The sequence below is a fragment of the Paenibacillus sp. fava2 genome, assembly GCF_058313675.1.
The window spans coordinates 1,921,062-1,935,138 of the sequence record NZ_CM177755.1; the positions used below are offsets into that span (position 1 = coordinate 1,921,062).

Genomic DNA, 14,077 nt, shown 5'->3' on the forward strand with positions numbered 1-14,077 from the left:
CCGGGGGCTTTTTGCTGTCTCCATCCTCTGAATCCCCATTTTTCTTGACAAAGCACATAGCACTTCACATACTTAATAATCAATTCAGGGCAGGCTGACCTGCTTTTATGTAAGCGTTAACCAACGCCAGACGTAAAGGAGCTAACCTATGCTTGGACTAATCAAACGGATGAAGATTTTCCACCGGCTGGTGTTTTTTATGCTGCTGCTGATCCTGCTGGTATGTGCCGGATTCCTGGCGGTCACGACGCTTTCTTTTAAAACCTATGATGAAATGCTCTACGAGCAGGCCTCCCGTGCTATGAACCTGTCTGTCTCCGGCATTGAGAATGAAATCAGCAATATCGAGGAGCTGTCGATGAACATGGCGCTGGATTCCAGAATCCAGGAGCAGCTGGTCAGCATACAGGGGGGAATCTCCGCCTACGAGCGCACGGTCCGGACAACGGATTTCAAGAATAAAATTGCACAATACATGTTCTCCGAGGAGAGCATCGCTTCCATCCGGTTCCTGAATACGAGCGGCTATGACTTTCTGGTCGGACAGAACAGAGTGATGAATCAGGAGGAGGATGTGGACGGAATTGTCCGGACCGCACATGAACGGCAGGGGTCAGGCGTATGGATTGAACCGCAGCAGTCGGAGGAGGGGCTGACGCTGGCCCGGGAGGTCCGTTCGATTTTTGAGCCGATTCTGGAGCCGCTGGGTACGCTGATTTTTCAGATTGATTACCAAAGGCTGGTGGAGAGCCACTTTAAGCCGGAATCCGGTACGGCAACAGAGCTGTTCGTTTTATCCGGGTCGCGTATGCTGTACCAGCCGGCGGCGGAGAGCCTGCATCACTTGGATATAGAAAAAATCAGGCTGACCGAAAGCACAGGCTCCCTTTTGCAGCATATTGACGGTAAGTCTTATTTTCTCGCATATAAGCAATCCCCGGCGACGGGATGGACCTATATCAGCGTAATTCCCTACGACGAAGTATTCCAGGAGAAAAAAGTGCTGCGGAACACCATTCTGCGGATTGCCGGAGCCCTCCTTATAATCGCCTGCACTATCAGCTATCTGTTCGCCAAAGGCTTCACCCGCCCGATCGACCAGCTGGCCAGACAGATGCGCAGCGCGGAAAAAGGAGATTTCAGCGCTTCCCTGCTGGACATCCGTGCTGCCGCACAAATGGACGAGATCGGTTATCTGCACAAAAGGTTCAACAGCATGATCCGTAATATTGAGCAGCTCATCGATGACAATTATAAGAAACAGATAGTAATCAAGGATACGGAGTACCGGGCGCTGCAGGCACAGATCAATCCGCATTTTCTCTACAATACGCTGAATTCGATCAACTGGATGGCCCGGATGCGCAGCGATGAGGTCATCTCAACCATGGTGGAGTCCCTCAGCCAGCTGCTCCGGGGGGCGATGGATAACAAGCGTACCATGGTGACCGTGCGCGAGGAGCTTGAGCTGATTAGAAGCTATATGTATATCCAGAAGGTGCGCTACGGCAAGCGGATTGATTTCAGCACAGAGGTGGAGAGCGGGGCAATGGACAGTCTGATTCCCAAGTTCGCACTGCAGCCAATCGTTGAAAATGCGGTGTACCATGCCGTAGACCAGACAGCCGGGGTATGCCATATTACCATTCATTCTGAAACCGTTAATAACGGCCGTGATCTGGTCTTTGCCGTCAGTGATGACGGGCCCGGCATCGGCGCGGATTATCTGGAGCGTCTGCAGAGTCTGGACTATGAGGCTAAAGGGACGGGAATCGGTCTGCGGAATATCCATGAGCGGCTGCAGCTGGCTTTTGGCGGGGAATATGGCATTGGCATTGAGAGCGGGCCCGGCAAAGGAACCTGTGTGCGGATAAAGATACCTAAAGGAGGCAGCGGCGATGTATAAAGTACTGCTTGTTGATGATGAGGAGCTGGTGGTGCAGGGGATTTCCAGCCTGATTCCCTGGGAGAAGAACGGGTTCCGGCTGCTTGAGCCGGCTTATAACGGAGCGGAGGCGCTGGAGCGGTTCCGCCGGGAACCGGCCGACATCGTCATTACAGATATCCGGATGCCGCTGATGAACGGGCTGGACCTGATCCGGCAGCTCAGGGCAGAGTCTCCGCATACGGAGTATATTGTGCTGTCCGGCTACGGTGAATACGACTATACAAGCGAAGCGATGGCCCAGGGAGTGAAGCATTATCTGCTGAAGCCGAGCAATGAGACGAAGATCCTTGAAGTTCTCCATACTGTTGCGGCTGAGCTGAAAAGCCGTTTGGAGCATGCGGAGTTTGTGGAGCGTCTGCAGAATGATTTTAAGAAGGTGCTGCCCCATGTAAAAGAACAGCTGCTGCGCGATATTGTGCTCACCGGCATGTACAACAAGCAGGACTGCGATTATTTCATGGATCTGTTCATGATCGAGCAGCAGCTGTTCAAGCTGGTGCTGTTTGGCCTCCACGGGGAGACGGAATATATCCACAAATTTGCGCTCAGGAATATTGCCGGAGATGTGTTCAGGGACGAGGGTGCCTATTTAACGACAGTGGTGCGGGACCAGGTGCTCCTGCTTGTAAAGGCCGTTGATTTCGGGCAGATCTCGGCAAAGGTCAAGCAGGTTCAGCGGATTTATAAAGCTTATTACAAGCTTGAATGCTTTGTTGCTGTCAGCAATGAAGGAGGCTTCACTTCGATCCGCTCCATGTACGATACAGTTAGACGCTGCCTTAGCTTTGGGCTGCCCTTTCAGGAGAGCTTTATCGTGACCCCGCAGGATGTGCCGGATGCCGAAAAGGAACTGCCTGTAGATGCCGCCAATGTATCGGAACGGCTGGTGCTGGCCGTCCGCGCCGGCAATGCGGCTGTGATAAGGGAGACGATTAACGAAGCGGGCGGACTGCTGGGAAGCGGTGTGCATGATGCTGCGGCTGCGCGGAAATTATGCCTGGAGCTGTTTCTGGCGGTGATCCGGCAGAGTGAAGGGGGCCTGGATGAGTACGTGAACGCAATTCCCCAGCTGTATAATATGCCGTCCCTGCGCGGAGCTTTTGAGCTGCTGGAGGAAACAGCGCTGGAGCTGGCTGCGCGCAATTCCGGCCGGACCGCCAAACGGCAGAACGATCTGATCGACTCGGTGCTGCAGATTGTGCAGGATAATCTCGGCAATCCTGATCTGTCGCTGAAGTGGATTGGCAGCGAGCTGCTCTATGTGAATGTCGATTATCTCGGGAAAATGTTCACCAGGAAAACCGGCAGTAAATTCTCCTCTTATCTGCTGCAGCAGCGGATGGAATCGGCCAAAAGGCTGATGGAGCAGGAGCGGGAGCTGAGAATTTATGATATTGCGGTCATGCTGGGATATCCGGAGGACGCCCAATATTTCGCCAAGCTGTTCAAGAAATATACCGGCATGACGCCGACGGAATATATGCGCGGAAGTGAGCCGCAGAAGCAGTAGCCTCCAGGAAAGAACCCGATTTTTTTCAGGAACAACCTCTGTTTTTTACATGTTGGAGAATTACGAAGCGGTGTATTTTAGATATAGAAACGTATTGCATACATCCGGGCCCGGACAACACCGATACGTTCAGGTTACAAATAACAACAATAGAGGGGCGCTAACCAATGAAGAGATGTTTTTCCAGTATGATGATTACGGCTGTTGCCGGTATCCTTGCGCTGACCGGGTGTTCAGGAGGTAATTCAAATACGGCAGAGCCGGATGGAACCGCGCAGCCTGCCGGTCAAACGGCAGGCAGCAGTACACCGGATGCGGGCGGCGGCAATCTCCGGATCATCTGGTGGGGCAACCAGGAACGGCATGATTTGACGTCCAAGGTGCTCGATCTCTACTCCAAGACTAACCCGGGGACTACCTTCACACCGGAATATCAGGGCTTTGACGGGTATTTCCAAAAGCTTACGCTGCTCGCGGCCTCCAACAATATGCCTGATGTCGTTAACTTTTATGTGGGCTCCAGCGATTCGAACCAGTTCCTGGATAAAGGGCTGCTGGAGCCGTTGGATCAATATGTTGAAAACGGTATCATTGACGTTGCGGACATCGGGGAAAATACATTGTCCGGCGGAAGAGGCGCTGACGGCAAGCTGTACGGGATACCGCTTGGCGTTAATGCCAGAGTGATGATCGTCGATCCGGCAGCGTACGAAAAAGCCGGCCTGACCATTCCGGAGAACGGATATGCAACCTGGGAAGCGCTACATGACGATCTGGGCAAGCTGAAGGAAGTTACCGGTGCCTATGGTGCAGACGATCTGTTCAACATCAATTTTACGCTTGCTTATTATGCCCGCCAGTTTGGCCAGACGATCGCAGCCGAGGAGACGGGAATCGGCTTTGACGAGAAGCTGTACACGGATTTCTTTACTTACCGGCAGGGATGGTCCAAGGAGGGGCTGATTCCCAAAATGGATGCCTCCCTGTCAGTCAAGAACCCGGAGGAATCCTTCCTGGTAAAAGGCCAGTCTGCGGTCATGGTCGCCTACACGAACCAGTATCCGGGTATTGTCAAGGCTGCGGGCAGACCGCTGCAGATGATTCTGATGCCTGGTCCGGATTCGGATAAGGCGATGGATGTACGGCCGGGGATGCATTTCTCCATCTCGGTCAATTCCACTCAAAAAGAGGCGGCTGCCAAATTTATCAGCTATTTCGTCAACGATGTGGAAGCGAACAAAATCCTGAATGCCAACCGCGGCATGCCGGTCTCAAGCGCAGTGCGCGCTGCCCTTATGGAGCAATTCGAGCCTGAAATGAAGGCGGTAGCGGATTATATGGAAGTCGTAGCAGAGCATAGCGGCCCGCTTGATCCGCCTGCCCCGGCAGGAGCGACTGAAATTGATAAGCTTATGGTGGATCTGGAGCAGCAGATTATGTACGAGCAGACCTCGATCAAGGATGCCTATGCGAAGCTGACGCAGGAAGCGGCGGCGATTGTAGCCAGAAACAAGGAGTAACATACAACAGCGGCCGGCTCCTGATTACGGTGAAGCAGCCGGCCGCAGACAGGTGTGATGAAGCTAATGACACAAAAGGCCGTCAAAGCAGGTTATGAGAACCGGACCGGCTATCTGTTTATTTTACCGTGGATTATAGGCTTTACCGCATTTACGCTCATACCGTTTGTGGCTTTATTCTATTTCGCCTTTACTGATTACGATCTCTTGTCATCACCCGGCTGGGTCGGGCTGGATAACTTTATCCGCATGTTCACGGTAGATGAGAAATTCCTGACCAGCCTGAAGGTTACCTTCTTCTATGTGCTGACGGCCATCCCGCTCCGGCTTATCTTTGCTTTATTCATTGCCATGCTGCTGAACATGAAGATCAGGTTTGTCGGCTTATACCGGACGGCCTTCTACATTCCCTCCATCATCGGAGGCAGTGTAGCGGTGGCGGTCATGTGGGGCCAGCTGTTTGGCCTGAACGGGGCCGTTAACGGAATCATCGGCCTGTTCACCGGCACCAGCCCCAATACCTCATGGATTGCCAATCCGGATACGGCGCTGTGGACCCTGATCCTGATGGCGGTCTGGCAGTTCGGCTCACCGATGATCATTTTTCTGGCCGGGCTCAAAAATATACCGGATTCCTATTATGAAGCAGCGGTTGTAGACGGGGCGAACGGGTTCCACCGGTTTGTCAAAATCACACTTCCCCTGCTGACCCCGGTCATCCTGTTCAATCTGGTAATGCAGATTATCGGCGGCTTCATGACCTTTACCCAGGGGCTTATTATTACGTCAGGCGGACCGCTGGACCGGACCTTATTCTATCAGCTGTATGTATACCGGCAGGGCTTTGAGTTTCTGGACATGGGCTATGCGGCGGCCTTATCCTGCTTCCTGCTGCTTATTGTTGCCGTACTGACCGCGCTTGTCTTTAAGTCATCCTCCGCATGGGTACATTACGAGTCGAAAGGATAGCCGCTATGATGTCAAAACCTAAAAAGAATACCGGCAGGCTGATGATTCACCTGGTATGCCTCCTGATCGGAATCGTCTCGCTGTATCCGCTTGTCTGGATGGTCGCGAGCTCCTTTAAAGAAAGCTCCCAGGTGTTTGTGAGTGCGCATTCGCTGATTCCAAGCAGCTGGGACTTCAGCAGCTATGCCAGCGGCTGGCGCGGGTTTGCCGGGATTACCTTCGGAACCTTTTTCAAGAATACCGTTATTATTGTCTGCTCAGTTGTGGCAGGGACGCTCGTCTCCTGCTCCCTGATTGCTTACGGCTTCGCCAGAATACCGTTCAGGCTGAAGGGCTTCTGGTTCGCAACCGTCATGCTGACGCTGCTGCTGCCGGGGCAGATTGTGCAGATTCCGCAGTATATTATTTTTTATAAAATAGGCTGGGTTAACACGTTCCTGCCTTTGATTGTTCCGGCCTTTTTCGGTTCAGCGTTCTTTATCTTCCTCCTGCTGCAGTTTATCCGCAGCATTCCCTATGAGCTTGATGAAGCGGCCAAAATTGACGGCTGCAGCCGGTTCGGCATTTTCTACCGGGTTATACTGCCGCTGATCAAGCCGGCGCTGGTCACCGCAGCCATCTTTGAATTTTACTGGGCCTGGGATAACTTCTTCGGCGCACTGATCTATCTGGGCAGACCTCAGCTGTACACGCTCAGTGTAGCCCTCCGGCTGTTCGCCGACCCGAGCTCAGGCACGGACTGGTCCGCGATGTTCGCGATGGCTACCTTGTCGCTCATCCCGCCCATTCTGGTCTTCTTCATCTTCCAGCGCTATATTGTTGAAGGAATCAGCACTACCGGATTAAAAGGATAAGCCCGGCTGCTCCGGCAGCACAATAAACATGCGGTGCGCCGATAACAGCGTACCGCATGTTTTGCTTTTTAACGGAGTATCCGGCAACCGGTTACCCCTTCACCGCACCGATCATGACACCCTTCTCGAAATACTTCTGCACAAAAGGATATACAACCAGGATCGGCACCGTTGCTACGATAATTGTAGCGTATTTAATGGTCTCCCCGATCATGAACTGGTCGGCAGAGCTGGCTCCGGTGGACATATTGTCGGTGGAGTTGGCGATGAGAATTTCGCGGAGCACCAGCTGCAGCGGGAACAGGTTCCGGTCCTTCAGGAAGATGGAGGCATAGAACCATGCATTCCATTTCTCTACTGCATAATAGAGGATCATAACGGCAACTACCGGCTTGGACAGCGGCAGGATAATCCGGAACAGGATCGTCAAATGGTTGGCCCCGTCAATCTTTGCCGATTCCTCCAGGCTCTCGGGGATGGCCGAGAAGGAGGTGCGCATGATGATCAGGTTGAAGGTGCTGACAGCGAATGGAACAATGGTGGCCCACAGGGAGTCGATCAGGCCGACATTTTTGACGATCAGGTAGAGCGGAATCAGTCCGCCATGAAAGAACATGGTGAAGATAATCAGGAAGGTGAACAGATTGTTCCACATCACGTTCCGTCTGGATAATACGTAGGCTGCGACCGCAGTCAGGAACAGGTTAAGCGTAACCCCGACAACGAGAATGAACAGCGTATTTCCATACCCCTTGATGATGCCGGGATTACTGAATACACTCTTATAAGCTTCAAGGCTGAAGCCCAGCGGTTTAAACAGAAATCCTTTATTGGCAACCAGCTGCGAGGACTCACTGAAGGAAGCGAAGGTGACGTACAGCAGCGGATACAGGGTAACGATGACCAGCAGAATAAGTGCGGTGTTGATAATCCAGTCAAAAGCTTTATTTTTCAGGCCGTTTTCGGCTTGCATCATATTTTCCTCCTACCATAAGCTGCTCTTGTTGACCTTACGGCTGATATAGTTGGCCGAGATGAGCAGAATCAGATTCACAAGCGAGTTGAACAGGCCGACTGCCGAGCTGTAGCTCCAGCCGAATTCCAGCAGACCTTTGCGATAGACAAAGGAGGAGATAACATCAGCGGTTTCATAGGTTACAGGACTGTATAGCAGAATGATTTTTTCAAAACCGACGTTAAGCATATTGCCCATCCGCAGAATGAACATGATGGTGATCGTAGGCAGAATCCCCGGCAGCGTGATGTACAGCATCTGCTTCAGACGGCTGGCCCCGTCGATCCGGGCGGCCTCATATTGCTCCTGGTCGATGCCCGCCAGTGCGGCGATGTAGATAATGGATTCCCAGCCGATCTTCTGCCAGATTTCGGACAGGATATAGACCGGACGGAACAGGCCCGGCTTCTGCAGCATGGCGGCTCCGTCATAGCCGAACAGGGAGAAGAGGGAGTTGATGATTCCGATGCTGTTGGTGAAATCGGTAATCATACCGCAGATAACAACAAGGGAGATAAAATAAGGCATATAGGAAACGGTCTGAACGACCCGTTTGAAGGCCTGGTTTCTGACTTCATTGATCAGCAGCGCAAGAATAATCGGAGCCGGAAACATGAAGATGATGGAATACAAGCTGATGACCACCGTATTCTTCAGAATGCGCCAGAAATAATAGCTGGAGAAAAAGTCGCGGAAATGCTGGAGCCCGACCCATTCACTGCCCATAATTCCTTTCATCGGTGAAAAATCCTTAAAGGCGATTACTGCCCCGTACATCGGTGCATAGTGGAAAATAACATAGTAAAGCAAGACAGGTATCATCATAAAATACAGCAGCTTGTTCAGCTTAAAATCGCGAATAAAGCGCTGTCTAAAGTTGTTATGCGAATCCTTGGTTTGGTATCCGCTCATCGGTGCCAGTTTAGACATGGTTTTCTGCTCCTCCTCCTTAAAGGAAGCAGGGAGAGGATATCTCCCGCCTGCTCCGTTTTGTACCTTCTTTGGTCTAACGCTGCAAATACCGCTCCAGCGCCGCCTGTTTAATTTCGATTGCCCGGGATAGCTTAACGGAATTCAGCTTATCCAGATACCCGTTATAAGCTTCCAGCGGTTCAGTCCCCAGAATGATTTTCAGGGTCATTTCATCTACAAGGGTGTTTACATCGGCCATAATGTTGGCGAATTCTGCACTTTCCTCCGGGGTTGGGGTAACGAGCGGAATCTGGTATTTGGCCATATCCGTTTTTTGCCACGTTGCTACTGCTTCCTGCTGCTCAGGCAGGTTCAGATACTGCTCGGAGACCCGCTTGTCAGAAACAAAAGGCCCCATGGTATTGCCCCGGATATAGAGCGACATCGCCTGAGCCGGAGCCAGCTTCTCAGGATTGTTCATCAGCAGATCAGTAAAGACCGGCTCGCCGTTTTCAAGGGTATAGCTGACGCCTTCGGTTCCGAAGTTAAACAGCATACTGCCAGCTTCGCTGTAGCCGTAATCCAGCAGCTTTACTGCAAGCTCAGCATTCTTGGAGGTGGCCGAGATCGCTACCATACCGCCGGTGGACATGAAGTAGTCTCTTTGTCCAAATTTAGGCGTTGTTCCTTTTTCGAGCACCGGATACGGCGCTGCAATAATTGAAGCCTTAGAGTCCTTTTCTTTGAGGATCGGGGTCCATTTGCCGATGCCGCCGCCGGAGTTGCCCCAGGTAGCCCCGGTTGCACCCGATGTAATATTCGCATCCATCACCTTGGAATCTACTGTAGCCACATCTTTATCCAGCAGCCCCTCGGCATACCACTGGCGGAACAGGCTCAAGAAATCCTTATAGCCCGGCTCGGCAGGGCCGAATTTAACCTTTCCGTCCTCCAAATAGAAGTCACGGGTAACGCCGAACGCACCTACAAAAGCGCCGTTGCCCAGTTCATTGAATACACGCGGCTTGCCGACGAAGGAGATCGGTGCGGCTGCCCCCTTTTTCTCTTTAAACGCTTTCAAGGTTGCTGTCCATTCATCGATCGTTTCTGGCACAGGCAGACCCAGCTCATCCAGCCAGTCCTTGCGGATGACCGGGCCCTGGAAGGTCAGGAGGGATTCATCCCCGCGGATAAAAGGAAAGGCATAATAGCTTCCGTTATCGGTTTTGACCATTTTCTCAACCTCGGGATGCTCCTGCAGATACTTTTTGTAATTCGGAGCATATTTGTCAATCAGGTCATTCAGCTCCAGAATGTAGCCGTCCTTGATTGCTTTCTCCGGTCCGCCGGGGAAGCCGAAAAAGTTATATTCCAGCATATCCGGCAGCTCACCCGATGCCAGCATGACGTTAAAGGATTCATCGATCTGGTTGGTTGGAGGGGCAGTGAAATCTACTTTGATCCCCGTCTGCTTTTGCCATTCCTGATAGAAGGGAACCTCAGCATGCTCTGATCTTACCCCGGTCAGCGCATTCGGCAGTGCTCCCCAATACGTAAGCGTCTTATCTGTCTCAATCGGGTACGTCACTGCCGCAGCTTCTGTAGACGAGTCCGTGGATGGGGCTGCCTCCTTGTTCCGGTTGTTGCCAGAGCATCCTGTAAGCGCGCTACCCGCCAAGAGGAATGTCATGAGCGAAAACATGATCCTTCTGCTTGCTCTTCTCATTCTTGTTAACCTCCCTGAATGTGCTTTCTGAGCTTATCTTTCTGAACCTGCCGTGCAGCGGCGGCTCATGCCCTAACTATAAGGTCCGCCCGGCGTAAGTGTACATGCGCAGTATATCCAATGGGATTGAAACCTGCAGGTTCAGCATCGGCAAAATAGACAAATGGATAGGCGAATGGGGTTCTGGGGCCTTTTTCCGCCTAAAACAGTATAAAAAATCCCCGCCCGCCATACAGGATGGCAGGCAGGGAAGGGAGGCGTTAACCATCGATCGTCTCTTTATATTTGCCGGGGGTGATGCCCTCGTGCTTCTTGAAGGTACGGATATAAGTGCCGACATCATTGAACCCGGATTGCTCCGCCGCCTCCTGGACGGTCAGCCGTTTATCTGCGATCAGCTGCTTGGACCAGTCAATCCGTTTCTTGTTGATCGTATCGAGCAGCCCTTCACCGGACTGCTCCTTGAACAGCCGCGACAGGTAAGTGGGCTTCATATCAAACTGCTGTCCGAGCAGAGAAACGTTCAAGCCGGGATCCTTATAATGGTTATCGATAAAAGCGGATACCTCGCCGATCAGCTCCATCAATGCCCGCTGGCGGTTCTCCTGCACATTCTGCAGGCGTCTGGCTGCAGCGTAATCACAGACCTCCCTCAGCATACTCTCCAGCTGCTCCTGCATTTCCGAGAGCGTCTCGGAGGAGGAGAGCCTGTCGATCATTTTGGGGTTCTGGATCAGGATGTTATCCCGCCCGGCTCCGAGTTCTCCCATACTCTTGATCAGCGTACCGGCCAGGTCGAGAATCAGACAGCGGGCCAGCGGCAGCCTGACCGGATGGGCGGAGAAGTTGGTCCGTATGATCTCATCCAGCGCGGCTTTGGCAGCCGGGAAATCCCCGACCTTGACGTGGTTAATCAGCTGCTGTTCACTCTGCAGCGGGTAATAATAGCCGGAATCCGTGTCGGCCTGGATGCTGTACCGCTGAATATCCTCGTAGGCGAGAATCTCCTGCTTGCCCATCACCAGCTTATATTCCATGGCTTCAAGCACTTCCTGATAGGCCTGGGGAATATGCTCCAGACCATGGTGAACCCGGCTGACGGATACCGTAATATAAATGCTGTATGTTTGTGCAAGAAACTCCTGGGCGGAGCGGGCCGCCTGGAGCAGATCCTCCGCCTGATTTTCCGGGGAACCTTCAGACAGACTGACTAAACAGGGCATAGCCTCATCATTTTCAACCAGGTAGCCGCGGTGCCGGACATTGACCAGCTCCTCCACAACGTTGCGCACGATAAAATGCAGCAGCCGCAGCTTTTCCTCAGCCGTCTTTCCCTGAACTCTTTCCAGAAAAATATCCACATCCTCCATGTAGAACAGCAGAATCCCGAAATCCGCAGAGAGCAGCTCCATATCAAAAGCGGAAAGGGCTTCGGCCAGCGGAAGCTCCCGGTCCTGCTTACCCTTGAGCAATTTCATGATGTAATTCGAGCGGAGGCTGTAATGCTGCTTTTTCATTTCCAGCATCATGTTGTCCAAGTCGTTCAGTGTGCTGTCTACGGCCTGCTGGATAAAGTGAAATTCGTTCGTTCCTTTCTCCCGGAGAGCCGCTTTATTATTGAAAGCGTGTACAATTTTCCGCAGTGGATTGTAGTTTTTACGCAGAAAGATGTAGGTCAGGCATCCGCCGCCGAGCAGGCTGGCCAAAATGCTGATATAAGTGAGCTTGCGGACAAGCTCCGCCTTTTTCCAATACACCTCACTGGGAACGATAGATATATATTTGAGGCTGGATACCGCAGACTGGATGGAAAACACCTCGTACTGCCGGCCTCCCGACTCCCAGATGAACATACCGCCGGACTGGGTATCGAAGGGAAGCCTGGCGGGAAGCTCCTCACTTGAGCTGGATACCAGCACATTGTTATCGGCGTCTGCAATCAGTACATGCCCCTTGCTGAAAGCCTCGATGTTAAGCAGGGAGGTAAGGATATTGGATTTGTCGATCAGGATAACATTGGCACCTGAAGGCTTGCCCTCCTCGTAATCATAGGTGCTTACATAGGCGAGCGCATCCACGGAAACCCCGTTCTCATTGTTGCGCTTTACGGGCACGAAGCCCTTGAACTTTTGGCGCTGCAGAATATCCGTCCATTCCTCAAAGCTGAGCATACTGGAACTATGATGCTCATTGTAGGCAAACCTTGCACTCCGGTATACACCGGGAAGCAGGACGGTATCCCTGGCCGCCAGATAGATATAGAACAGGTCGGTCTCGCCGTAAGCCGACTGATAGAGGGACATGTCCTTGGTGGCATCGTAAAGGTCATACATATATTCTTCAGGAAAAATAGCGTACTTGTGCTGATCGACCAGCTCCCGGAATTTGGTATTCCAGTTCAGCTCGAAATCGAGCCGGTTAACCGCTTCAATCTGCTTGTCCATCAGCTCTCTTAATTGCCTGAGCAAGGAATTGTTGGCCAGATGGATCTCGTCAGCCAGCATCTTGCTGGACTGGTAATAGACGATTGAGCTCAGCGCGACCGGCAGCAGCAGCACGGCCAGATAAGATAAAGTCCAGGTGAGCAGCACGCTCCGGCTGCCCCACCACCGTTTTTTTTGTGTAGTCCCCATCAGCATTCTCCTGTCGGTGCTTCCATTCTTTGACACGGTTTATTGTACAGGGACATCCGGCTGATTACAATTGACATTCTGTAGGCAATTCTGCCGGAGTGCAGGCAAGGTTCACTCATAATAAATCGCATCATATGGAAATTCCAGCTTTTTCAGCCGGTAATCCTTCGGGGTCATGGACATATATTCGCGGAATACCTTGCCGAAATAGCTGGGACTGTCAAAGCCGCACTCACGGCCGATTTCCTGTATAGAGTGATCGGTGGTACGGAGCAGGGAGACGGCCGCCTCCACCCGCCGTTCCCTAAGATAGGCGAGCGGGGAGGTCTGCTCCGATTTCTGGAACAGCCGGCACAGATGATGCTTGTTGACCCCGCAATGCTCTGCAAGCAGGTCCAGAGTCAGCGGCTCGGCGTAGTGCGCCCTCATGTATTTTTTGGCCTTTAGAATAATCGAGCTGGTAGCCGCGCTGATATCCTTGGTGCTCTCACCGCTCGTCCGGATCAGAGTCAGCAGCCAGCTGTAGACCTGGGCGGAGAGCAGATATTTGTCGGTCACCTTGTCCTCGCCGATGGCCCGCAGCAGCCCCCATAACGCTGTGATCAGCGGGGAATCCGGCTCTCTGCGGATGACATGGCCCTCCTGGGCGATAACCATATCCCAGATCCGGGCTGCTTCAGCCCCTCTTATATTCAGCCAGAGAATTTCCCAGGGCTGGCTGTCCGGTGTGTAAAAGTAGCGATAATTGCCGGGAACCTTGATCAGGAAGCCCGAGCCTTTGGTGAGGGGAATAAGCTTCTGGTCCGCCTCAATCCAGCCCTGACCGCTGAGCGTATATTGAAAAATGACATGCCCCGAGTCCGGGCGCTCATTGCCGTCAAAGCTGTATTCAGCGTTGCGGATTCTCTGCCATCCGATAGAGCTTAGCATCAAGATTGAGGTATCGTCATTATGAAATGCAAATGCTGAAGGCTCATTCATCATTCGTCC

General features: G+C 52.4%; 10 protein-coding genes. 5 read left to right on the forward strand and 5 right to left on the reverse strand.

Annotation, left to right across the window (positions count from 1 at the left end):
- Positions 1-148: 148 nt before the first annotated feature.
- The 5 genes from AC4G46_RS08035 to AC4G46_RS08055 all read left to right on the forward strand — a co-directional run bounded on the left by AC4G46_RS08035 (position 149) and on the right by AC4G46_RS08055 (position 6,801).
- The gene (locus AC4G46_RS08035; protein WP_491127469.1) at positions 149-1,906 is read left to right on the forward strand and encodes a cache domain-containing sensor histidine kinase; all 1,758 of its coding nucleotides are present in this window, start codon (positions 149-151) and stop codon (positions 1,904-1,906) included.
- A complete protein-coding gene (locus AC4G46_RS08040) occupies positions 1,899-3,458 on the forward strand; it encodes a response regulator transcription factor (RefSeq protein WP_491127470.1) in 1,560 nt (519 codons plus the stop codon). Before AC4G46_RS08035 ends, AC4G46_RS08040 begins: the two co-directional genes overlap by 8 nt.
- Positions 3,459-3,625: 167 nt before the next feature.
- The gene (locus AC4G46_RS08045; protein ID WP_491127471.1) at positions 3,626-4,978 is read left to right on the forward strand and encodes an ABC transporter substrate-binding protein; all 1,353 of its coding nucleotides are present in this window, start codon (positions 3,626-3,628) and stop codon (positions 4,976-4,978) included.
- Between the two features lie 66 nt (positions 4,979-5,044).
- A complete protein-coding gene (locus tag AC4G46_RS08050; RefSeq protein WP_039871141.1) occupies positions 5,045-5,947 on the forward strand; it encodes a carbohydrate ABC transporter permease in 903 nt (300 codons plus the stop codon).
- Between the two features lie 5 nt (positions 5,948-5,952).
- Positions 5,953-6,801, forward strand: a complete 849-nt coding sequence (locus AC4G46_RS08055) for a carbohydrate ABC transporter permease (RefSeq protein ID WP_491127472.1) — start codon at positions 5,953-5,955, stop codon at positions 6,799-6,801.
- Positions 6,802-6,892: 91 nt separating this feature from the next.
- Here the strand turns inward: AC4G46_RS08055 and AC4G46_RS08060 are convergent, their stop codons facing one another.
- The 5 genes from AC4G46_RS08060 to AC4G46_RS08080 form a co-directional block, all read right to left on the reverse strand.
- A complete protein-coding gene (locus AC4G46_RS08060) occupies positions 6,893-7,774 on the reverse strand; it encodes a carbohydrate ABC transporter permease (RefSeq protein ID WP_491128817.1) in 882 nt (293 codons plus the stop codon).
- A 12-nt stretch (positions 7,775-7,786) separates the two neighbouring features.
- Entirely contained in the window at positions 7,787-8,746 is a 960-nt protein-coding gene (locus AC4G46_RS08065; protein WP_491127473.1) for an ABC transporter permease, read from the reverse strand.
- 76 nt (positions 8,747-8,822) lie between these two features.
- Positions 8,823-10,454: an extracellular solute-binding protein gene (locus AC4G46_RS08070; RefSeq protein WP_491127474.1), complete on the reverse strand. Its 1,632-nt coding sequence runs from the start codon at positions 10,452-10,454 to the stop codon at positions 8,823-8,825.
- Positions 10,455-10,714: 260 nt separating this feature from the next.
- Positions 10,715-13,087, reverse strand: coding sequence for a helix-turn-helix domain-containing protein (locus tag AC4G46_RS08075; RefSeq protein WP_491127475.1), 2,373 nt, complete (start codon positions 13,085-13,087; stop codon positions 10,715-10,717).
- A gap of 111 nt (positions 13,088-13,198) precedes the next feature.
- Entirely contained in the window at positions 13,199-14,068 is an 870-nt protein-coding gene (locus AC4G46_RS08080) for a helix-turn-helix domain-containing protein (RefSeq protein ID WP_491127476.1), read from the reverse strand.
- Positions 14,069-14,077 lie beyond the last annotated feature (9 nt).

Excerpts from the sequence above, each read along its gene's own strand:
- AC4G46_RS08060 (WP_491128817.1), bottom strand. The coding sequence starts at position 7,774 with ATGCAAGCCGAAAACGGCCTGAAAAATAAAGCTTTTGACTGGATTATC.
- AC4G46_RS08075 (WP_491127475.1), bottom strand. The coding sequence starts at position 13,087 with ATGGGGACTACACAAAAAAAACGGTGGTGGGGCAGCCGGAGCGTGCTG.
- AC4G46_RS08045 (WP_491127471.1), top strand. The coding sequence starts at position 3,626 with ATGAAGAGATGTTTTTCCAGTATGATGATTACGGCTGTTGCCGGTATC.
- AC4G46_RS08050 (WP_039871141.1), top strand. The coding sequence starts at position 5,045 with ATGACACAAAAGGCCGTCAAAGCAGGTTATGAGAACCGGACCGGCTAT.
- AC4G46_RS08035 (WP_491127469.1), top strand. The coding sequence starts at position 149 with ATGCTTGGACTAATCAAACGGATGAAGATTTTCCACCGGCTGGTGTTT.
- AC4G46_RS08080 (WP_491127476.1), bottom strand. The coding sequence starts at position 14,068 with ATGAATGAGCCTTCAGCATTTGCATTTCATAATGACGATACCTCAATC.
- AC4G46_RS08070 (WP_491127474.1), bottom strand. The coding sequence starts at position 10,454 with ATGAGAAGAGCAAGCAGAAGGATCATGTTTTCGCTCATGACATTCCTC.
- AC4G46_RS08065 (WP_491127473.1), bottom strand. The coding sequence starts at position 8,746 with ATGTCTAAACTGGCACCGATGAGCGGATACCAAACCAAGGATTCGCAT.
- AC4G46_RS08040 (WP_491127470.1), top strand. The coding sequence starts at position 1,899 with ATGTATAAAGTACTGCTTGTTGATGATGAGGAGCTGGTGGTGCAGGGG.
- AC4G46_RS08055 (WP_491127472.1), top strand. The coding sequence starts at position 5,953 with ATGATGTCAAAACCTAAAAAGAATACCGGCAGGCTGATGATTCACCTG.